Origin of the sequence: Oceanihabitans sediminis (assembly GCF_003337215.1) — a bacterium.
Classification (GTDB): Bacteria; Bacteroidota; Bacteroidia; order Flavobacteriales; family Flavobacteriaceae; genus Oceanihabitans; species Oceanihabitans sediminis.
Genome location: NZ_QPIG01000001.1, coordinates 85,728 through 105,831, shown reverse-complemented (window position 1 = coordinate 105,831; position 20,104 = coordinate 85,728). Strand labels below are relative to the sequence as shown.

At 34.9% G+C, this 20,104-nt stretch carries 18 protein-coding genes; 8 read left to right on the top strand and 10 right to left on the bottom strand.

The window, feature by feature from the left end:
• Positions 1-95: 95 nt before the first annotated feature.
• The 6 genes from ilvA to DU428_RS00450 form a co-directional block, all read right to left on the bottom strand.
• Positions 96-1,340, bottom strand: a complete 1,245-nt coding sequence (gene ilvA / locus DU428_RS00475; RefSeq protein ID WP_113965549.1) for a threonine ammonia-lyase IlvA — start codon at positions 1,338-1,340, stop codon at positions 96-98.
• A complete protein-coding gene (ilvC, locus tag DU428_RS00470) occupies positions 1,340-2,383 on the bottom strand; it encodes a ketol-acid reductoisomerase (RefSeq protein ID WP_113965548.1) in 1,044 nt (347 codons plus the stop codon). Before ilvC ends, ilvA begins: the two co-directional genes overlap by 1 nt.
• Positions 2,384-2,511: 128 nt before the next feature.
• Positions 2,512-3,024 (bottom strand): acetolactate synthase small subunit, encoded by a 513-nt coding sequence (gene ilvN, locus DU428_RS00465; protein ID WP_072348646.1) that lies wholly within the window; start codon positions 3,022-3,024, stop codon positions 2,512-2,514.
• A gap of 7 nt (positions 3,025-3,031) precedes the next feature.
• Positions 3,032-4,726 (bottom strand): biosynthetic-type acetolactate synthase large subunit, encoded by a 1,695-nt coding sequence (gene ilvB, locus DU428_RS00460; RefSeq protein WP_113965880.1) that lies wholly within the window; start codon positions 4,724-4,726, stop codon positions 3,032-3,034.
• Positions 4,727-4,734: 8 nt separating this feature from the next.
• Positions 4,735-6,411, bottom strand: coding sequence for a dihydroxy-acid dehydratase (gene ilvD, locus DU428_RS00455; protein ID WP_113965547.1), 1,677 nt, complete (start codon positions 6,409-6,411; stop codon positions 4,735-4,737).
• 2 nt (positions 6,412-6,413) lie between these two features.
• Positions 6,414-7,301: a branched-chain amino acid transaminase gene (locus tag DU428_RS00450; protein ID WP_113965546.1), complete on the bottom strand. Its 888-nt coding sequence runs from the start codon at positions 7,299-7,301 to the stop codon at positions 6,414-6,416.
• Positions 7,302-7,967: 666 nt separating this feature from the next.
• On the opposite strand from DU428_RS00450, the gene DU428_RS00445 reads away from it, so the two are divergent.
• Positions 7,968-10,061, top strand: coding sequence for an amino acid carrier protein (locus tag DU428_RS00445; protein WP_113965545.1), 2,094 nt, complete (start codon positions 7,968-7,970; stop codon positions 10,059-10,061).
• Positions 10,062-10,093: 32 nt separating this feature from the next.
• Here DU428_RS00445 and DU428_RS00440 read toward each other — a convergent pair whose 3' ends face one another.
• Positions 10,094-10,735: an SGNH/GDSL hydrolase family protein gene (locus DU428_RS00440; protein ID WP_072348654.1), complete on the bottom strand. Its 642-nt coding sequence runs from the start codon at positions 10,733-10,735 to the stop codon at positions 10,094-10,096.
• A 188-nt stretch (positions 10,736-10,923) separates the two neighbouring features.
• Between DU428_RS00440 and DU428_RS00435 the strand changes: the two genes are divergently transcribed.
• Positions 10,924-11,550, top strand: coding sequence for a MarC family protein (locus DU428_RS00435; RefSeq protein ID WP_072348656.1), 627 nt, complete (start codon positions 10,924-10,926; stop codon positions 11,548-11,550).
• Between the two features lie 120 nt (positions 11,551-11,670).
• Here the strand turns inward: DU428_RS00435 and DU428_RS00430 are convergent, their stop codons facing one another.
• The 3 genes from DU428_RS00430 to DU428_RS00420 all read right to left on the bottom strand — a co-directional run bounded on the left by DU428_RS00430 (position 11,671) and on the right by DU428_RS00420 (position 12,860).
• Positions 11,671-11,958, bottom strand: coding sequence for a hypothetical protein (locus DU428_RS00430; RefSeq protein WP_072348658.1), 288 nt, complete (start codon positions 11,956-11,958; stop codon positions 11,671-11,673).
• Between the two features lies 1 nt (position 11,959).
• Positions 11,960-12,388 (bottom strand): M23 family metallopeptidase, encoded by a 429-nt coding sequence (locus DU428_RS00425; protein ID WP_113965544.1) that lies wholly within the window; start codon positions 12,386-12,388, stop codon positions 11,960-11,962.
• A 118-nt stretch (positions 12,389-12,506) separates the two neighbouring features.
• Complete coding sequence (locus DU428_RS00420; protein ID WP_243633428.1) at positions 12,507-12,860, bottom strand: hypothetical protein; 354 nt, start codon at positions 12,858-12,860, stop codon at positions 12,507-12,509.
• A gap of 361 nt (positions 12,861-13,221) precedes the next feature.
• Between DU428_RS00420 and DU428_RS00415 the strand changes: the two genes are divergently transcribed.
• From DU428_RS00415 to DU428_RS00390, 6 genes are all read left to right on the top strand, one after another.
• Entirely contained in the window at positions 13,222-13,632 is a 411-nt protein-coding gene (locus tag DU428_RS00415) for a hypothetical protein (RefSeq protein WP_113965542.1), read from the top strand.
• Positions 13,619-13,984 (top strand): response regulator transcription factor, encoded by a 366-nt coding sequence (locus DU428_RS00410; protein WP_113965541.1) that lies wholly within the window; start codon positions 13,619-13,621, stop codon positions 13,982-13,984. Before DU428_RS00415 ends, DU428_RS00410 begins: the two co-directional genes overlap by 14 nt.
• An 18-nt stretch (positions 13,985-14,002) precedes the next feature.
• Positions 14,003-14,935 (top strand): HEAT repeat domain-containing protein, encoded by a 933-nt coding sequence (locus DU428_RS00405; RefSeq protein WP_072348668.1) that lies wholly within the window; start codon positions 14,003-14,005, stop codon positions 14,933-14,935.
• A 9-nt stretch (positions 14,936-14,944) separates the two neighbouring features.
• Positions 14,945-16,384, top strand: coding sequence for a glycosyltransferase family 2 protein (locus DU428_RS00400; protein ID WP_072348670.1), 1,440 nt, complete (start codon positions 14,945-14,947; stop codon positions 16,382-16,384).
• A 121-nt stretch (positions 16,385-16,505) separates the two neighbouring features.
• Positions 16,506-18,827, top strand: coding sequence for a sulfatase-like hydrolase/transferase (locus tag DU428_RS00395; RefSeq protein ID WP_243633427.1), 2,322 nt, complete (start codon positions 16,506-16,508; stop codon positions 18,825-18,827).
• Positions 18,828-18,842: 15 nt separating this feature from the next.
• On the top strand, positions 18,843-20,099 hold the full coding sequence (locus DU428_RS00390) for a YaiO family outer membrane beta-barrel protein (protein ID WP_072348675.1): 1,257 nt from the start codon (positions 18,843-18,845) through the stop codon (positions 20,097-20,099).
• The last annotated feature ends 5 nt before the right edge of the window (positions 20,100-20,104 follow it).

Below are 20,104 nucleotides of genomic sequence, written 5' to 3'. Positions count from 1 at the left end.
TAAATAACAATCAAAGAATATTGAATACGGGAATAAATTGAATGAACTAAGGAAAATTCAGGATGAATGAATTAGGCTTTTTGTTTTTTTAATATTTAACCAATCAAATGCGTAAACAAATCCCTATTTCCATTCAAATACTGATAGGTAAACTTTTGCGCTTTTAAATTTGCTTCAATTCCAGATAAATCGGCTTTGTTTTGCAACTCAATTCCAACGACCACAGGACCGGTTTCTCGGTTGTTCTTTTTTGAATATTGGAAATAGGCGATGTCGTCGTTTGGACCTAAAATGTCGTTAACGAATTCCTTTAATGCACCCGGACGTTGTGGGAATTTCAAGAGGAAATAATGCTTCAATCCTTCATACAATAAAGACCGTTCCTTGATTTCTTCCGTACGGATGATGTCGTTGTTGCTGCCACTTACCACACAAACTACGTTTTTTCCTTTGATTTGATCTTTGTAAAAGTCGAGTGCAGAAATGGTTAATGCTCCAGCAGGTTCTACGACAATGGCTTCTTCATTGTACAAACGTAAAATCGTGGTGCAAATCTTTCCTTCGGGAACAAGGATAATGTCCTCAATGTTGTTCTTGCAGATTTCAAAAGTTTTTTCTCCCACACGTTTTACAGAAGCACCATCTACAAATTTATCAATGTCCTCCAAAGTTGTGTTGACTTCATTTTGAATTGAATTTTTCATGGATGGAGCACCTTCAGGTTCAATACCAATGATTTTCGTATGCGGACTCAGTTGTTTAAACACCGAACTTACTCCAGCGGCTAAACCACCTCCCCCAATCGGAACAAACAAATAATCTATGGGATTTTTGCTGTCTTCTAACAATTCCAAAGCTATTGTTCCTTGTCCAGCCATGACTTTTTCATCGTCGAAGGGATGAATGAAAATTGCTTCGGATACTTTGCAAAATAGCATGGCTTCTTCATAAGCTTCATCAAAAGTGTCGCCTTTTAAAATCACTTCAACTTTGTCTTTCCCGAAGAGCTTGACTTGTTTTGTTTTTTGTGGTGGAGTGGTCACCGGCATGAAAATCGCCGCTTTAATATTCAATTTATGGCAAGCAAAAGCAACTCCTTGAGCGTGATTCCCAGCACTTGCGCATACTACTCCTTTGGCTTTTTCTTCGTCTTTCAGCGAAACAATTTTGTTGTACGCACCTCTCAATTTATAAGAGCGAACGGGTTGTAAATCTTCCCGTTTCAAGTAAACTTGAGCGAAGAATTCCTCGCTCAAGTTTTCATTTTTCATTAAAGGTGTATGCAGCGCAACGTTTTTTATTCGTTCCCTAGCTTCATAAACTTTGTCTAATAATTCCATTATTTCGTAGGTCTTAATTTTCGCACTTCTAATCCAGTTTGCCAAAGTTCACTGTTGTGCATAACGCTGAGTTCTTCTTCTAATTTTTCACGATAATCTGCTTTACTATTCGCTTCGATTAAGATTTCTGCTTCTTTTCCTGAAACAACACTGTCGTATAATTCATTCAAAACAGGTTCTGTTGCGTCTCGGAATTTTCCTTTCCAATCCAATGCTCCACGTTGTGCAGTGGTTGAACAATTAGCAAACATCCAATCCATTCCGTTTTCTGCAATCAGCGGCATTAAACTTTGTGTGAATTCTTCCACAGTTTCGTTAAATGCTTCACTTGGCGAATGTCCACGTTGACGTAAAACATTGAATTGCGCTTCAAATATTCCTGCTACAGCGCCCATTAAAACACCTCGTTCTCCTGTTAAATCACTGTACACTTCTTTTTGGAATGTTGTTTCGAATAAATATCCCGAACCAATGGCGATTCCTAATGCCAGAGCACGTTCTTCTGCTTTTCCTGTTGCGTCTTGGAAAACGGCATAACTGGAATTCAAACCTTGACCACTCAAGAATAAACTTCTCAGCGAAGTTCCCGAGCCTTTCGGTGCAACTAAAACAACATCGATATCCGTAGGAGGAACAATTCCTGTTTTTTCGTGGAAGGTTACGCCAAATCCATGAGAGAAATAAAGCGTTTTCCCTTTGGTTAAGTGTTTTTTCATTCCTTCCCAAGCTTGAATTTGACCCGCATCAGAAAGTAAATTCATCACTACAGTTGCTTTTTCACAAGCTTCTTCCACTTCGAAAAGTGTTTTTCCTTCTTCCCAACCATCTGCCAAAGCTTTTTTCCAACTTCCAGTTCCTTTGCGTTGACCCACAATGACATTTACTCCATTGTCTCTTAAATTGAGCGCCTGCCCAGGTCCTTGAACTCCATAACCGATTACAGCTACGGTTTTATTTTTTAATACTTCTTGCGCTTTCCCCAACGGAAATTCATCGCGCTTTACTACGTTTTCTAATACGCCTCCAAAATTTATTGTTGCCATTTTTTCTATTGTTTATTTGTTAATTCGTTTTTTTGTGAAGTTGTTAATTTGTTTTTCTGCAAATCGTTTATTCGTAAATCTGTTGAGTGATATTTTTTTTAATTCGTAATTGAACAATTCATAATTATCTAAATCTCCTCCAAGTATGTACTCAACTCCTTCATCGGTTTCGTTACTGCCACCCTTCCAGATCTTGCGAATTCCAGCACTCCATACGGTCTGAGCTTTTCGAAAAGCAATTGTGTTTCTTCAACATGTCCGGTTTTTTCGATGACCATAAATTGAGGGTCAACTGTTAATACTCGTGCATGATGTTCACGAATTACCTTTTCGACATCGCCATTCGTTAATGTTTCTGTCCTAATCTTATACAAAGCAACCTCTTGATGAACGATGTCATTTTCTTCATGAACAAAAGCCTTGATTACATCGATTACTTTCTCCAGTTGACCTACCACCTTATCTACCTGTTGGCGAGTTGTTCTTAAAACAATCGTGTAGCGAAATACGCCAGGGACTTCAGATTCAGAAGCCGTAATACTGTCAATGTTTAAATGTCTACGCGTGAAAACAATAGTCACACGATTCATCATTCCAATGCTATTTTCTGTAAAAACCGAAACGGTATATGTTTTTTCCATTTTTTTATTAGTTTAATCGTACTTCTGAAACCGAAGCGCCTGTGCAAATCATTGGGAAAACATTTTCCTCTTTTGCGACCATGACTTCAAGTAAATAAGGACCATTGTGATGCAACATTTTTAATAAATTCTCTTTCAGTTCCTCACGAGCTTCAACTTTTTTAGCGCTGATGGAATATGCCTGAGCCAAAGCAATGAAGTTCGGACTGACCATATTGGTAAAAGAATAGCGTTTTTCGAAAAACATTTGTTGCCATTGTCTCACCATTCCAAGGAATCGATTGTTGAGAATGATGATTTTTATATCTACTTCACTTTGTAAAATCGTTCCCAATTCCTGTAAAGTCATTTGGAATCCGCCATCTCCGATTATGGCAACGACTGTTTTTTCTGGTGCTCCGAACTTCGCTCCAATCGCCGCTGGAAGTGCGAATCCCATCGTTCCTAGTCCTCCAGATGTAATGTTGCTCTTCGTTTTATTGTATTCGTAATAACGCGCAGTCAACATTTGGTGCTGACCAACATCGGTAACAACAACAGCTTCTCCCTTGGTAATTTCAGAAAGCATCTTAATCACTTCTTCCATTTTTATCTCATCGCTGAATGATTCGTCTGTACTTTTTTGCAAAGTTTCAACCTCAACTTTCTTAAGATCTCTGAATTCCTGTAACCAAGCCGTATGCTTTTTCTCTTGAACGAGCTCTGTCAATAAAGTCAGTGCTTCTTTTGCATCGGAATGAACTCCAACATCAGCATTGATGATTTTATTCAACTCCGAAGCGTCAATATCCACATGAATCACTTTTGCTTGTTTGGCATAACGAGAAACATCTCCAGTCACTCTATCGTCGAAGCGCATTCCGATAGCAATCAGCACATCACATTCGTTGGTTTTGACATTCGCCGCGTAATCTCCGTGCATTCCTAAATAACCAGCATATAAAAGATGATGATTTGGGAAAGCACCCAATCCTAAAAGAGTAGAAGCCACAGGAATTCCAGATTTTTCAACGAAATTCAAAAGTTCCTGTTCGGCATTCGATAGCATGATGCCTTGACCGATCAATAAATACGGTTTTTTCGCTCCATTGATTAAAGTTGCAGCCTCTTCTACCAAGGCTGAATTCAATTTAGGTTTCGGACGATAACTTCGGATCGTCGTACATTTTTCGTACTGAAATTCCATTTCACCAAACTGTGCATCTTTGGTAATGTCGATTAAAACAGGTCCTGGACGACCAGATTTCGCTATATAAAATGCCTTTGCAATCGCCGCTGGAATATCTTCTGCTTTGGTTACCTGGGTATTCCATTTTGTAATCGGCATAGAAATCCCCACCACATCTGTTTCCTGGAAAGCATCTGTTCCCAGTAATTTCGAATCAACTTGTCCTGTGATGCAAACTAAAGGCGTTGAATCGATCATGGCATCCGCCAAACCTGTAATTAAATTCGTTGCTCCCGGTCCAGAAGTGGCGAAAACTACTCCCGTTTTCCCTGATGTTCGCGCATAACCCTGAGCAGCATGTGTTGCGCCTTGTTCATGACGAACTAAAATGTGTTTTACCGCATCTTCATAGTCGTATAAAGCATCATAAATCGGCATAATTGCTCCTCCGGGATATCCAAATATTGTATCGACTTGCTCCGCGACTAAAGATTTCATTACCGCTTGAGCGCCTGTTGTTTTTGTTGTTGTCATTTCTTTCATTATTTATCTGTTATACAACCTGTAGATGCACACGAAACACACTTTGCATATTTATACAACACTCCCTTTTTCGCTTTAAGTTCAGGCTGTTTCCAATTCAACTTTCGTTGCGCCAATTCTTCTTCACTCACTTTTAAATTCATGGTATTGTTCTTCGTATCAATGGTAATGGTGTCACCATTTTCAATAAGAGCAATCGTTCCTCCTTCATAAGCTTCGGGCGTGATATGTCCCACCACGAATCCGTGTGTTCCACCTGAGAATCTTCCATCGGTAATAAGCGCAACACTTTTCCCAAGGCCAGCGCCCATGATAGCAGAAGTTGGCTTGAGCATTTCTGGCATTCCAGGACCTCCTTTCGGTCCACAGTAGCGAATCACCACTACATCTCCCGATTTCACTTCGCCGCTTTTTATTCCATCAATTGCTTCGTATTCATCGTTGTAAACTTTTGCAGAACCTTCAAAAAATTCACCTTCGTTTCCGCTGATTTTCGCCACACTTCCATTCGGTGCCAAATTCCCAAACAGAACTTGCAAATGCCCCGTTTCTTTAACAGGAGAATCCAATGAGAAAAACACTTCCTGACCTGCCGTTAAACTCGGAACTTCAGCTAAATTCTCGGCAACTGTTTTTCCTGTTACGGTTAAACAATCCCCGTGAAGCAAGTTGTTGGCCAGTAAATATTTCATCACTGCAGGAACACCACCAACAGCATGTAAATCTTCCATCAGGTATTTTCCGCTTGGTTTTAAATCGGCTAAAACAGGAACTTTATCGCTGATTTTCTGGAAATCTTCTAATGTTAACTCGATTTCTACAGCATGCGCCATCGCGATTAAGTGTAAGACCGCATTGGTAGAACCACCCAAAACGGTAACCATGGTAATGGCATTTTTAAATGCCTTTTTGGTCATGATATCTTTTGGTTTGATGTCTTTTTCAAGTAATACGCGTATCGCCTTTCCAGCAGCTAAACATTCTTGATTTTTCTCAGCGCTCAAAGCAGGATTTGAAGAACTGTAAGGTAAACTCATTCCCAGAGCTTCAATGGCAGAAGCCATCGTGTTGGCAGTGTACATTCCGCCACAAGCACCTGCACCTGGACAAGCATTTTTGATGACGCCTTTGAAATCCTCTGGACTTATCGTGTTGTTAAATTTCTTTCCCAAGGCTTCAAAAGCCGAAACGATGTTCAAAGATTCACCTTTCCATTTTCCAGAATGAATACTTCCACCGTAAACCATGATCGCAGGACGATTTAATCTGCCCATGGCGATGATAGAACCAGGCATATTTTTATCGCAACCCACTACGGCTAAAACTGCGTCATACCATTGTGCGCTAACCACGGTTTCGATTGAATCAGCAATAACATCACGGGAAACTAAAGAAAATCGCATTCCATCTGTTCCGTTGGAAATCCCATCACTTACGCCAATCGTATTGAAAATCAATCCAACAAGGTTTTCGTTTTGAACCCCTGTTTTGACTTCTTTCGCCAAGTCGTTCAAATGCATATTGCAGGTATTCCCTTCGTAACCTGTACTCACAATCCCGATTTGTGCTTTTTGCATATCTTCTTCCGTCAACCCTATACCGTAAAGCATAGCTTGTGCAGCAGGTTGAGATTCGTTTTGCGTGATTGTTTTACTGTATTTATTTAAAGTTTTCATGATTAGTTTTTGCTCAATACGTTTGAAGTTTCTCTCACTCTTTTTGAGTAAGCATCTTGTAATTTTTTCCCTAATGAATCTTTCCAAGCTTTTGGAAATACAGTTTCATCAACCGAAGCAATTCCAATGACTTCAGCGGCTGTTCCACAGTAGAAAGCACTATCTGCTTCAAATAATTCATTCGGCTTAAATAAGCCTTGCTGAACCTCCATTTCAAGTTCTTCGGCTATTTCTAACACTGTTGCGCGCGTAATTCCGGGAAGGATATTTCCCAATTGCGGCGTGAATAAAACACCATCTTTTTCGAAGAATAAATTAGCACCCGGACCTTCTGCCAAGAAACCATCGCTATCCAAAAGCAAGGCTTCGTCATAGCCTTTATCTTTGGCTTCATTTGTAGCAAGAATTGAATTCACATAATGTCCGCAGACTTTGGCTTCAATTTTTATAGAGCGGGGGTGAGGTCGGCAATAAGAAGAAACCATTAAACGCAATTGTTTGTCGCCCAAATATGCGCCCCATTCCCAAGCGCAGATCATGATAGAAACATTGTTTGGTCGCGCTAGTGTCATGTTGGGATCACAGAACACCAAAGGACGAACATAGGCATCTGTTAGCTTATTTCTACGCAACAATTCATCCGTAGCATCTACTAAGGCTTGCACATCATACGCGAATGGAATTTGAATAAGCTCTGCTGATCTTTTCAAGCGTTCGAAGTGCTCATAAGATTTAAAAACTTGAGTTCCGTTCTCTGTAGCATAGGCGCGAATTCCTTCAAAAACGCCGTATCCGTAGTGAAGCGTTTGACTGTATAAATCTGTGGAAGCTTGGTTAGCTTTAACAAATTTTCCGTCTAGATAAATTACTGTGTTGTCGTTGTAGTACATGGTATGTGATTATTAAATTTTGATTTTTGGTTAAAAAAAAAGCCTTTCTCAAATGAATGAGAAAGGCTTAGGTATAGGTATAGCAGCATTTCTCACTCGGGGGAGCGAATATTAATAATGCTGATAATAATGTTAGTGAAAGTTGTCATGATGTGTGTTTGTTCTATGTTTGGTGTTGTTGTTTTCAATAGATTTTTTATGTGTTCTTTAAGTCTTTAAACAAAAAAAGCCTTTCTCAGGTGAGTGAGAAAGGCTTAGTATTATAGATACCAGAAATCCTCACTCTCGGGAGCGAATAATAATGCTGATAATAATAATGTTTGTATGTGTTGTCATTTTGTTTTAACTAATAAAAAAAGCCTCCTGATTTCTCGGGAGGCTTTTAAATATATTTTATATTTTTTCTATAGCATCCCTGTTGCAGGTGTGAAAATCACAATTGCAATAATAATAGCAGGAATAATAGATAAATTTCTCATTTCGGTTCTAAATTCAGGGCAAATATAGAGGAATTATTAAAAAAACAAACTTGTTTTCTCTTTTTTTGGGAAAAAACAGCAAAATCTTGTTCTGAAATAAAAATAAATATTGAATGTTTTGTCAGACCTTTTGTTAATCCGTAAATTGTGATTTTCCATAAAAAACCATAAAAAATTTACTGTTTTCATGATAAAAATAAGACTTTTTGTTCTTTTTACGCTATTTATATATTTTATTTCAAATGCTCAGGTTTCGTCAGGAGGCAAAATGACGATAAAGCTAGAACTTCAAAACCCTTCTTCCGAAATAAATAACGGTATTGCGAAAGTTTCGGTTCAGGGGGGGGAAGCTCCTTATGAATATAAATGGAGTAATGTAAATACCGACTTAGAATCTTCGAAATCTGTTGGCTTGATAGAGGGAATGAACCATTCTGTTACTATTAGTGATGCTGAAGGAAATAATACTTCAAAGACATTTAAAATTCCAGCAGAATCTATTACAGAGATTTTTAATAGTAAAGTGCAACCGGCCGTAGATGTGCTTGGAGCTATTTTGTTTTGGGATCCTTTTGCTACTTTAGGAATTTATGATCCTGTGGTATATACTTCTTCTAAAAGTATTTTACTATCCAAAGAGGAGGTAGGTGCTCGTGAGAAATTTCTATTAAAAAAATGGCTTGTTGAAGATGGTGCAGAAGTTAAAAAAGGAGAGAAAATTGCCATACTAGAAAATGAACAAAAAATAGAAATACCTTTTACAGCTTCAGCAGCAGGGGTTTTACAACATATATCTAAACAGGGAGATGTTATTTCTAGAAAACCAGCAGTTGGAACTTTTAAAGCGCTTCCGTTAGGTGAAATACAATTTCAAGAACCACAAGCTCTTTTACATCCTAATGGAGATGTGAAAACCAATACGATTCCGTTTATTGTGATTTGGCTTATTTTAGGATCGGTGTTTTTTACTCTACGATTAAAATTTGTGAATATTCGCGGATTCAAACACTCTATGGATTTAGCAAAAGGGAAGTATGACGACCCTAATGCACCTGGTACGATTACGCATTTTCAAGCAATGGCAACCGCGGTTTCTGCAACTGTTGGTCTAGGGAATATAGCAGGTGTTGCTGTGGCAATTTCTTTAGGAGGAGCAGGTGCTACTTTTTGGATGTTTTTAGCAGGATTTTTTGGTATGTCTTTAAAGTTTGCCGAATGTACTTTAGGTGTAAAATATCGTTTTATAGATGAAGAAGGTAGGATTTTTGGTGGGCCAATGAACTATTTGCGCTATGGTTTAGAAAAACAAAACCTTAAAAAATTAGGAAAGTTTTTAGCGATTTTATTTGCTGTGCTTGGTGTTGGTGCTTCGTTTGGTGGTGGAAATATGTTACAGTCTAATCAGGCTTTTAAAATTGTTTCAGAGCAAATTCCGTTTTTACAAGGACAAGGTTTTTGGTTCGGAATTGGATTTGCCTTATTAGTTGGAGCGGTGATTATAGGGGGTATTAAAAGTATTGCCAAAGTAACAGCGAAAGTGGTTCCGGTAATGGCGATTTTTTATGTTTTAGGATGTTTGATTGTGATAGGATATCATATTGAATATATAGGAGGTGCTATTACTGCAATTTTTGAAGGAGCATTTTCTGCAGACGCATTAAAAGGAGGATTTATTGGTGTGTTAATTATAGGGCTACAACGTGCGGCATTCTCTAGTGAAGCAGGGGTTGGTTCTGCTGCAATTGCACATAGTGCATCAAAAACAAATAACCCAATTGCAGATGGTTTTACTGCCTTGGTAGAGCCATTTATTGATACCATGTTGGTTTGTACCATGACTGCTTTAGTTTTAATTTTTACTGGAATGCATGAAACAAATAGCGGACTAGGAGGTGTAGAGCTTACAGCTGATGCCTTTGGAAGTGTTGTTTCTTGGTTCCCGTCTGTCTTAGCGATTGCTGTATTTTTGTTTGCTTTCTCAACTATGGTTTCTTGGTCTTATTACGGAATGCGTTCTTGGACTTATTTATTTGGAAGAAGTAAAAAACTAGAGATGGTTTATAAAGTCATGTATTTGGTTTTTGTTGTATTAGGTGCTTCGGTAAGTTTAGGAGCTGTTTTAAGTTTTGCAGATATGATGATTCTTGCTATGTCCTTTCCAAATATTATAGGCTTGTACATTATGGCTCCAGAAATTAATGCCGATATGAGGGCTTATTGGAAGAAGCTGAAAGAAGGTAAATTGTATGTGAATCCGAAATTTATTAAAACAAAGGAATAGTTGTTTGCTAACTATATAGTTTAATATAAGATTCAACTTTTTAGCAATAAATGTTTCACTATAATTTTGGCTGTTTCTTTACTGCCTTTTAATGAAGGGTGAAAACCATCTGCACCATAATATTGAAAATCGTTAGTGCTACCAAAGTGGTTTTTCCATTCTAGACCTACGGGGAGTAGTATGGCATTGTTTATTTTCGAAGCAAGACTGTAGTTTTTAATGACATTTTCAAAAGTATGGTAATATGTTAAAGACGGCCAAACCATTAGGAAACATAGTTTTGCATTGTTTGGTTTGCAGATACTCTGAAATTTTTCACCATATTCTAGTAACATTTCTCTGCCTTTAATTTGCGAAGATGGGCCTTGCTGAACTATCACAAAATCATATTGGTTTTTAGTGATTAATTCTTGGGCTGTTCCGTTTGTCCAATGATCTTCAAGGGAGTAATTTGGCAAAGCAAGCATTTTATACGCTACCTCTATTTTTTGTTTCTTAGCGAGGTCTTTTACTAATTGAGGAAGATTGTTTGTGTAAGTTAGGCTGTTTCCTATAAATAAAATAGAAACCTCTTTATTGGTAGTATCTTTAAGACTCGTTTGCTGACTAAAACCACAGATGAATGAGATGAAAACGATGCAGATTAAGTAGATGTTTTTGTTGATACTTCTCATGTAATTACTATAAATACTTTGCTTACAACTAAATTAGTGAAACAAAATGAGGTGTTCCTATTTATTTTGCATCTTCTTCATTTGTTAGCTTGATTACCCCCTTGTTTTGGTAGCATTAACTTAACCTAAACTTCGCATAAAATTCATTCAAAAGCGGACAAATAGAACAAATTTTGTGGCAAAAAGAAATGGAATTATTTTTAATGATTTTTGGAGCTTTATTCTCTGTAATGAACCCTTTTGGAACCGTACCTGTTTTTGTAGGGTTGACCCAAGAAAATAGTAGGTTAGAACGTAATAAAATAGCATTTTGGACTTCGTTTAACGTGTTAATTATATTGCTTATTTCCTTTTTTCTAGGGAAGTTTATTCTGTCATTCTTCGGAATAACATTAGACTCTTTAAAAATTGCAGGAGGGTTGATAATTGCTACTTCTGGATTTGCTTTGTTAACGGGAGATTTTAATAAGCATAAGGGGATGAAAAAGGAAAAAGTGAAAAAGGATATAGAAAACCGATCTGAAATATCCTTAACTCCGTTAGCAATTCCAATGATTGCTGGTCCGGGAACCATATCTTTACTTATTGCTTATAATCAAGAATTTCAAGAGTTACAGAGTGTTTTAATTATTCTTGGAGCAATCGTTTCGGCTGCTATTTGTATTTATTTGATTTTAAAAAGCTCTTTCTTTATAGCCAAATCGCTTGGTGCATCTGGGATTAATGCATTGTCAAGAATTATAGGTTTTATAGTAATTGCGATAGGAGTAGAATTTATTATTTCTGCTGTAGTAAGTGTTTTTAGGATTTATTGATTTTTAATCTTTCTATCCAAAATATTTTTGATTTAAAAAACTGAAGACTTGTAGGAACTATTTTATTTGATTTATCACGAGGTGATTTTGTGATAAATCTAGCTTTGGTATCGTTAAGGTTTAGAGTGTATTTTCGTTAATATCGTTCTCTTTATTGGTATGGAAAGTAATTACTTTGGCTTCATTAGCCCAAGTCCCTTTTCCGAATAGATAGTTTTTTTGTGGAGGATTTTCAATATTTGTAAGGGAATGAAAAGTAAAAGTTCCGTCTTTAAATAGTTGAAGTTTGTATTCAATATTATGTTTTGCGTTTCCACTTTTATAAAGATAATCTCCAGGTATTTGATTGCTTTTGCCGATAATACTTAGAGAGCTTATTAGGAATAGAATTAAAGTAAAGGTTTTCATATTAAAAATATTTTATAGGGTTTAGGTAGAACATCTTTTTCCAACCTTGCCTGTCGGAATCAATTTGCCAAACGTATGGTATTACTGTCATAATAGAATAATGTAGGTGTGGTGTTTTTCCTGCTGCATTACCCGTTGCTCCCACGGTTCCGATAATAGTGTTTTTACTAACAAATGATAATGAAGGCTTTTTCGCTTCATGCAGATGTGCATAGTAATGTAATCGCCATTTAGGACCGAGAACCAAAACAACATTTCCTCCTATAGGAATTGTGCCAGAAAATAATATAAGGCCAGATGTAGATGAATTAATCGGAGTTTCTTTTTTTGCGAAAATATCTACACCTTTGTGGGTTACAGATTTTCCCCAAGGATAAAACCAAAAAGACTTTTGATTATAATCAGATTTTGATGCTCCTTGAACAGGCATTTTTAAATTTTGAGGTATTAAAAAACCAATGACAAGTATTGTTACTAGGCTAATTAAAACTATCTTTCTTTTTCTCAATATATAAAGGTCTTTTGTTAATGAAATGATACTAAAGATATTAATTTTCTTTTCTTAGTTTTTCAATAATAGCTTTTAATTCCTGTTCTCTTTGTGTTCCTATAAGAAGTTTTGTGCCGTTATAGAGTTCTATTTTTAGACCAATATTTCCTCGTGTATTGTAAACGGTTCCGTATTTAGTTCCAAGTCTAATTCCCCAACCACCAACAAAACCATAATTAATTACTTCAGCAGTTTTTATTTTCTCCCAGCTTATTTGTTTTTGTTTGATAAAAGGAAAGAGGCTAATTTTTATTTCTTTTTGATTTATTTCTGTTTTTAATTTTAGAAACCAGAATAAGGCTATGAGGCTAAAAATAAATAGAGAAAAAAATACAACACCTATATCTGGCATAGGTTTGTCTCCAAAAGCTTCCCCAAGTATAAGTTGTTTGTAGATTACTAAGATTGGTAAAAAACCAATACTAATTAAAATAAGCCAAAGCCACCATTGATGGAATTTTTCGTTCTTCTTTAAATTCGATTTTCATTTTACAGCCTTTAAAATTTAAAAATTAGATAAAAACGAGCGTTTTATGAATTATAAGAAGTTAAATGTAGTGATTTTTAAGCTGTAAGAGAGATCTTTCATTGTTGTAATTACAGTCGTTAATCATTTAATTTTGAGAATATTTTGTACATTTACATAAATTTTTCTATCTTAAGTAATTGCTTGTGGTTTTAATAAAACAAAGTAAAATAATCTTAATAGTTAGATGTTTTCGATTATTAAAACAAAAGTGAAAATAGTGATGAATACCCCCAATTATAGCTTTGTAGATTTGCAGCCCTTAAAGAATGAGATAGATGGAAATCTTAAAGTATGCAAGATGTTAATAGATACTTTTTTGGTAGATATTGATGTGTATATGAATGCTATAAGTACAGAAATAAATTATAATAAATTACCCGAAATTTACCAAGTAGCCCATAAAATCATACCTAGTATTAGAATTTTTAGCATTAAAAAATTAGAACCAATTATCCTACAATTGGAATCTGAGCTAAAAAAAGAGAAGGATTTAGATCTTATAAATAAAAATATAAAGTCAAGTCTAGAAATTTTTAATCAGGTAAAAATGGAGCTGCAAAATGAGCTTAAATTAATAGAGAATGCAGCGAAGTAAAATTGTTTTAGCTGAAGACAACTCAACACTTTCCTTACTTTTAAAATATAGACTAGAAAAGGAGGGTTATGAAGTGTTGGTTGCCGTTGATGGAAAAGAAGCTGTAGAATTAGTAGAAAGCCATAAACCAGATATGGTTTTAGCAGATATTATGATGCCTTTTTACAGTGGACTTGAAGTTGTCAGTTATATTAGAAACAAGTTGAAAAAAGATATCCCAATCATCATTTTTTCATCAGCAGGTCAGGAGGAAATGGTTCTTAAAGCTTTTAATTTAGGAGCCAATGATTTTATGACAAAACCGTTTAGCCCAAATGAATTAGTTATTAGACTTAAAAGATTTTTTAGCTAAAATTAACCTACTAGTACCGTGAATTTATATGAATACCTAATTGATGCTTTCAATCAAGCTCCTGTATTAATACAAATAGGATTTCTTATAGTTTTAGCATTAATAATATGCATTATTACACTTATTATTAGTCTTAGAGCCATTCGTTCTTATTTAAATATTAAGGGCAAAGAAATTATTAAAAACAAAAAAGAATTTGAAGCTTTAGTTGTTGAGTATCTGTACTCAGGGACAGGATTCGACGAACTTAGTGAGAAACAACTAGCTATAATTACTAGAATAAAAGACGCTATTATATCTACTTCAAAGCGAAAAAGTGTTATCACTATCCTTAGTAATTTAATGAATGAGGTGTCTGGTGAAATGTCAGATTCTATCAAAACGCTCTACCATAAAATAGGTCTTATTACTTACGCTACACAACGATTAGAAAGTAAGAAATGGCATATAGTTGCCAAAGCTATTGTAGAGTTAAGACGATTCAAGGTTTATGAAACTCAAGATAAAGTAGCAACATTTTTAAACCACCCTAGAAAAGAAATTAGAAAAGAAGCACAATTATATTCTGTTCACTTATTTAAGTTTAACGGACTTAGTTTTCTAGATGATTTAGAAACTCCGCTTTCAGAATGGCATCAGCTTCTATTGCTTGAAGCTTTGTTAAACTTAGAGAACCAAAAGATTTGTGATATCACACCATGGTTGAAATCTTCCAATACAAGTGTAGTTTTATTCGCATTAAAATTAGTTAAGATTTATACGCAATTTGAAACGAAAGAAACTCTTATAGAACTGTTATCACATCCTGAAAAAGAAGTTAGAGTATATACATTAAAAGTATTAAAGGAGTTATTTGGCTATGAGGCTGAAGAATCTTTGATTGAAAATACTAGTACTAGTGACCTGAGAATAGATGCCGAAATGAGTTTATTGAATCTAGTAAAAAATTAGAAAACAGAAATGGATAACGATATCATTAAAATAATAATAGACATATTTCATTATCTGTTTTTTACAGGCTCCTTTTTGGCTGTGCTGTCATATGTTGTATTGTCCATAATTTCAGCAGTTGAAACAATAGAGTATGTTAAAAAAAACAGTTTTGTAAACTATAATCATATATTGTCATCACCTATATCGCCTTCTATAACCATTATCGCTCCGGCATATAATGAGAGTCTTAATGTTGTAGAAAATGTACGTTCCCTTTTGTCTAATCACTACCCTAATTACAATGTAATTATTGTAAATGATGGAAGTTCAGATGATAGTCTTGAAAAACTTATTGAAGCTTACGATTTAGAGCATGTAGAATATGTTGTAAATGAAAAAATAAAAACCCAACCATTTAGAGAAGGTGTTTTTAAATCGAAAAACCCTGCCTTTGAAAAACTAATTGTAGTAGACAAGGAAAATGGTGGAAAAGCAGATGCTTTAAATATGGGGTTAAACATTAGCGAAAGTAAATATGTTGCTTGTATAGATGTAGACTGCTTATTATTGGAAGACGCGCTTCAAAAAATGATTAAACCATTTATGGAAGCTACCGATCATAAGGTAATTGCAGCAGGTGGAGTAATTAGAATTGCCAACTCCTGCGTTATAAAAGGAGGAAAATTAATTGAAGTCAACTTACCAAAAAACTTAATAGTTCAAGCACAAATTCTAGAATATTTAAGAGCCTTCTTATTAGGAAGAATGGCTTGGAGTAGGTTAAATGGTTTGTTAGTAATATCGGGGGCCTTTGGTATTTTTGAAAAAGAAACAGCAATTAAAGTTGGAGGGTATGATACAGCTACTGTTGGAGAAGATATGGAAATCATTGTTAGAATGAGACGCTATATGGAAGAACAGAATAAAAAGTATAAAGTAGCCTATATTCCAGATCCATTATGTTGGACAGAAGCTCCAGATAATTATAAAACACTTATTTCACAACGAAATAGATGGACTCGCGGAACCATTGAAACTTTAAGAAAACATCGTAAAATTGCGTTCAATAAAAACTATGGAAAATTCGGTCTTTTAAGTTATCCGTATTGGTTGTTTTTTGAACGTTTAGCACCAGTTGTAGAAGTAACAGGAATTATATATTTCGGTATTTTAATAGCTTTCAATTTAGTACACTGGCAATATGCTGTTTTATTTATTGCACTTGCTTATTTATTCTCTGTGCTTTTTTCTATTGTAGCGTTATATTCCGAAGAATTAACCTATAATCAATACAAGAAAAAAGGAGCTGGCTATAAACTAATTCTCCTTTGTTTTATCGAGCCAATAATACTTCACCCAATCGTTTTATATGCAGCAATTAGAGGGAATATAGATTATTACTTCAATAAGAAAAAGAAATGGGGAGCAATGGAGCGAAAAGGAATGACTGCAGCAGAAACAAGTTAAAATTGAATATAGATCGTACTGAATGAAGCTTAGCTTAAAAAATAATGATATTTTAAATTATATGTATTTCATAATAGCTCTAATTCTAGCTTATTGGCTGATTGGGCTGTATGAAATTTTCATGTCAAAACCACAGGTGGAAGCAGAACTAAGTTTAGGCTTAGTCATTCTATATAAATTTATAAATGATTTTTGGAGCGGATTAATAGTAGGGATTTTGTTTTTTCCACTATATCTTATCTCGAATTTTTTGAGTAGAAAAGTAGCTTCCATTTTAATAGCTGTGATTTTTGTAGTATTTGTTATTCTTCACTTTTCATTGGTAAAATATAGTTTAACAACTTTAATCAATCTTGGCGCAGATGTTTTAGGCTATTCTTTTGACGATGCATTTAATACGGTTGCAAGTTCAGAAGCTATTTCGTTTGTATACTTTCTGCCATTTATTGCTTTTTCTGCAGTATTTCTGCTGCTTTATCTGCTACTTAAAAAATATGCTAAAGCTTCTATAGTTTTGTGGAGTGGACTCGCAACCCTTCTAATATTTGGAGGAATAACTTTCTTTTTATCAGCAGCTACTTCTGAGAAATTTCAAAATAAAACGGCTTTTTTAGTAACGGATATCATTAAATTTCAAAAGGATAAAAATAAATTAAGTGCGTATAATTTTTCCGAAAGATCAGATTATCCACTTTTAAAACCTTTTAATTCACCAGATGTTTTGTCTTCGTTTTTGAATACAAAGGAAGAAAAACCAAACATAGTTTTTATTGTAGTAGAAGGTCTTGGAAGTGAGTTTGTAGATGGGAATAATTATAGTGGCTTTACTCCGTATTTGGATAGTCTTATTGAGGAATCTTTATATTGGGAAAACTTTGTTAGTACAACCGGTAGGTCCTTTGGCGCTTTACCATCATTATTTGGTTCTTTGCCTTATGGCGATCAAGGGTTTTTAGAAATTAAAGACACACCATCTCATTTATCTTTAATCAATGTTTTAAAAGCTAATGGATATAATACTTCTTTCTATTCTGGTGATGCTGCTAGCTTCGACAGAAAAATTAACTTTTTAGAGTATAATGGTATAGATAATTTGATTGATGAATCTAGTTATGGTTCTGCTTTTGAGAAAACCAAAGCGAATGAAGGAGGTTTTACTTGGGGGTATCCAGATAGTGCGATTTTTAAAAAAGCACTGCAATCTCAAAGTATAGAGAAACAACCTCGATTAGATATTATTATGACGCTTACCAATCATGAGCCATTTGAATATCCAAATAAAGAGGAATATATGAAGCAGGTAGACGATTTCGTTAGGGTTTCAGAAAAAACAGATGCTTTAAAAGAGCAAATTTTAAGTCATAGAGATATTTATGGAAGTCTGTTGTATTCCGACGAAAGTCTTAAGGATTATATGGAAGCTTATTCTAAAAGGCCAGATTATGAAAACACTATTTTTATTATCACAGGAGATCATAGATTGATTCCTATTGCAATGAAAGACAAGCTTTGCAGGTATCATGTGCCGCTTTTAGTTTATAGTCCGATGTTAAAAAAAGCAGAAAGGTTTAAATCTGTTTCTTCGCATTGGGATGTGGCACCAACACTACTTAGTTATTTGCAACACAACTATACTTTTAAACCCTTAAAAGAAGCTTCTTGGTTGGGGCAGGGCCTAGACACTGTGAAAAATTTTAGAAATGTGAAGCATATTCCGTTAATGCGATATAAAGGCGATATTAATGATATGATATACAAAGAGTATTTATTTGCCAATAAAGAATTGTATAAAATTAACGAAGATTTTGAAACCTCTAGAATAGAGGATGAGGCTTTAGCCAAAACTATTTCAGATTCTTTAATGGCGTTCAAAAAAATGAATGCTTATGTGACACAGCATAATAGAATATTTCCAGAGAGCTTGAATATATATTCTGTTTCTAAACGAAAGTTTTCAGACAAAGAATTAATGTTTATAAATAAATATGCAGAAGGAAAAAACTTTGATGAATTACTTATAATAGCTAGAGATTTGGCTTTTGATAAAGAATATGAAACCGCTAGCTTACTCTGTGATTATATTCTGAATGAATTGCCAAACTATACAGAAGTAAGAGTTTTAAAAGGGCGTATTCATGCCTGGAAAGGAGATTATGAAACTGCCGAAAAGCTAATACTAGAATCTATTACTAGATCTCCTTTTGCAAGCGATGCTTATGCTGCGATTTTAGATATATATTGGTGGTCTGATCAAGAGCATAAATCCGAACAAATTTTTAAGCAGGCTATAAAAAACGAAGTGGAAGATCCCGAAATTAGCTTTAAAATGGCAAAGGCATATCAGCGAAAGAATAAGCTTGAAAATGCACAAAAAATAATGGATAGTTTAATTGAAGTCTATCCAGAATCAGCTGAATATAAAAATTTTAAATCCGGCTTATAGTAAAATAATTTAAGTATGAAAAAGCACCTTTTTATCATTTTAATATTAACTAGTATGTTTTCTTTTTCCCAAGAAAAAGAATTTACAGGAGATCCTGATACTGCATTTGAACGTGCTAGAGAATTAGCCTTTAATGAGCAAAGAGCCAAGGCGCAAGATTCCCTGAAGTTCATTTTAACAAAGTATCCTAATTACCATGATATTCGTTCGTTTTTGGCAAACACCTACTCTTGGGATGGCGATTATGATAAAGCTAAAAAAGAATTCGAATACATTCTAAAGGATCGCCCAGATAGATTAAATGATTGGAAATTGGCTATTACCAACGAATTAAGAAGCGACGCTCCTGATAGTGCTTTAGAAATGACGAATAAAGGGCTGAGTCACTTTCCGGAAAACCCGGATTTACTTTATTTAAAAGCAAGTGCTTTAGAAGATTTAGATAAAAAAGAGACTGCCTTAGAAACACTTCAACAACTTTTAGAGAAACACCCAGGACATGCAAAAGCAAAAAGCTTTAAAGATAGCTTATTAGATGATTTAAGTAAAAACACCATAGGAGCAAGTGCTTCGGTGGATTTATACTCTGAAGTTTTTGACCCGATGCAGTATTATTTATTGAAATATGCACGACAAACCAAATACGGAAGTATTCATGCAAAAGTGAATATTAATAATAGGTTTGAGTCTACTGGAGCGCAATTTGAAATAGATGCTTATCCGAAAATCACTAAAGGCTTATATGCTTATGTGAATGTAGGTTTTTCAAATTCATTCTTATTTCCTAAGTTAAGATATGGAGCAGAATTATATAAGTCTTTACCTAAAAGTTTAGAAGCTTCCCTTGGTTTTAGAACTCTTAAATATAATGCAAGTACTACTATTTACACGGGTTCTGTAGGTTGGTATACAGGTAATAGCTACTGGTCTTTACGTTCGTATGTAACTCCAGGGGAACCAAAAACAAGTGTTTCGGGGACTTTAAGTTATAGAAAATATAGCCGAAATGCAGATAATTACTATAGCGTTGGAGTAGGTTTAGGGTATTCGCCAGAAGTAAATAGGTTTTATGTAGAAGGAATTGATGAAGCTGTAATTAATTTAGATTCTCAAAAACTAAATTTAGGATATAATTTCACTTCAAAAAGTAATAAGAATGCTTGGGGAATTCAGGCAGGTATTACTCATCAAGAAATTAGTTTCGACCCAGGTGCTTATTTCTGGATCTATTCTATTTCTGTGTCGTGGAATATGAAATTTAGAGGGAAATAAATATT

What these genes read in the sequence shown, in the direction of transcription:
- ilvA (WP_113965549.1), bottom strand. Translation starts at nt 1,340, where the DNA reads ATGGAATTATTAGACAAAGTTTATGAAGCTAGGGAACGAATAAAAAAC.
- ilvC (WP_113965548.1), bottom strand. Translation starts at nt 2,383, where the DNA reads ATGGCAACAATAAATTTTGGAGGCGTATTAGAAAACGTAGTAAAGCGC.
- ilvN (WP_072348646.1), bottom strand. Translation starts at nt 3,024, where the DNA reads ATGGAAAAAACATATACCGTTTCGGTTTTTACAGAAAATAGCATTGGA.
- ilvB (WP_113965880.1), bottom strand. Translation starts at nt 4,726, where the DNA reads ATGACAACAACAAAAACAACAGGCGCTCAAGCGGTAATGAAATCTTTA.
- ilvD (WP_113965547.1), bottom strand. Translation starts at nt 6,411, where the DNA reads ATGAAAACTTTAAATAAATACAGTAAAACAATCACGCAAAACGAATCT.
- DU428_RS00450 (WP_113965546.1), bottom strand. Translation starts at nt 7,301, where the DNA reads ATGTACTACAACGACAACACAGTAATTTATCTAGACGGAAAATTTGTT.
- DU428_RS00445 (WP_113965545.1), top strand. Translation starts at nt 7,968, where the DNA reads ATGATAAAAATAAGACTTTTTGTTCTTTTTACGCTATTTATATATTTT.
- DU428_RS00440 (WP_072348654.1), bottom strand. Translation starts at nt 10,735, where the DNA reads ATGAGAAGTATCAACAAAAACATCTACTTAATCTGCATCGTTTTCATC.
- DU428_RS00435 (WP_072348656.1), top strand. Translation starts at nt 10,924, where the DNA reads ATGGAATTATTTTTAATGATTTTTGGAGCTTTATTCTCTGTAATGAAC.
- DU428_RS00430 (WP_072348658.1), bottom strand. Translation starts at nt 11,958, where the DNA reads ATGAAAACCTTTACTTTAATTCTATTCCTAATAAGCTCTCTAAGTATT.
- DU428_RS00425 (WP_113965544.1), bottom strand. Translation starts at nt 12,388, where the DNA reads ATGCCTGTTCAAGGAGCATCAAAATCTGATTATAATCAAAAGTCTTTT.
- DU428_RS00420 (WP_243633428.1), bottom strand. Translation starts at nt 12,860, where the DNA reads ATGCCAGATATAGGTGTTGTATTTTTTTCTCTATTTATTTTTAGCCTC.
- DU428_RS00415 (WP_113965542.1), top strand. Translation starts at nt 13,222, where the DNA reads ATGTTTTCGATTATTAAAACAAAAGTGAAAATAGTGATGAATACCCCC.
- DU428_RS00410 (WP_113965541.1), top strand. Translation starts at nt 13,619, where the DNA reads ATGCAGCGAAGTAAAATTGTTTTAGCTGAAGACAACTCAACACTTTCC.
- DU428_RS00400 (WP_072348670.1), top strand. Translation starts at nt 14,945, where the DNA reads ATGGATAACGATATCATTAAAATAATAATAGACATATTTCATTATCTG.
- DU428_RS00395 (WP_243633427.1), top strand. Translation starts at nt 16,506, where the DNA reads ATGTCAAAACCACAGGTGGAAGCAGAACTAAGTTTAGGCTTAGTCATT.
- DU428_RS00390 (WP_072348675.1), top strand. Translation starts at nt 18,843, where the DNA reads ATGAAAAAGCACCTTTTTATCATTTTAATATTAACTAGTATGTTTTCT.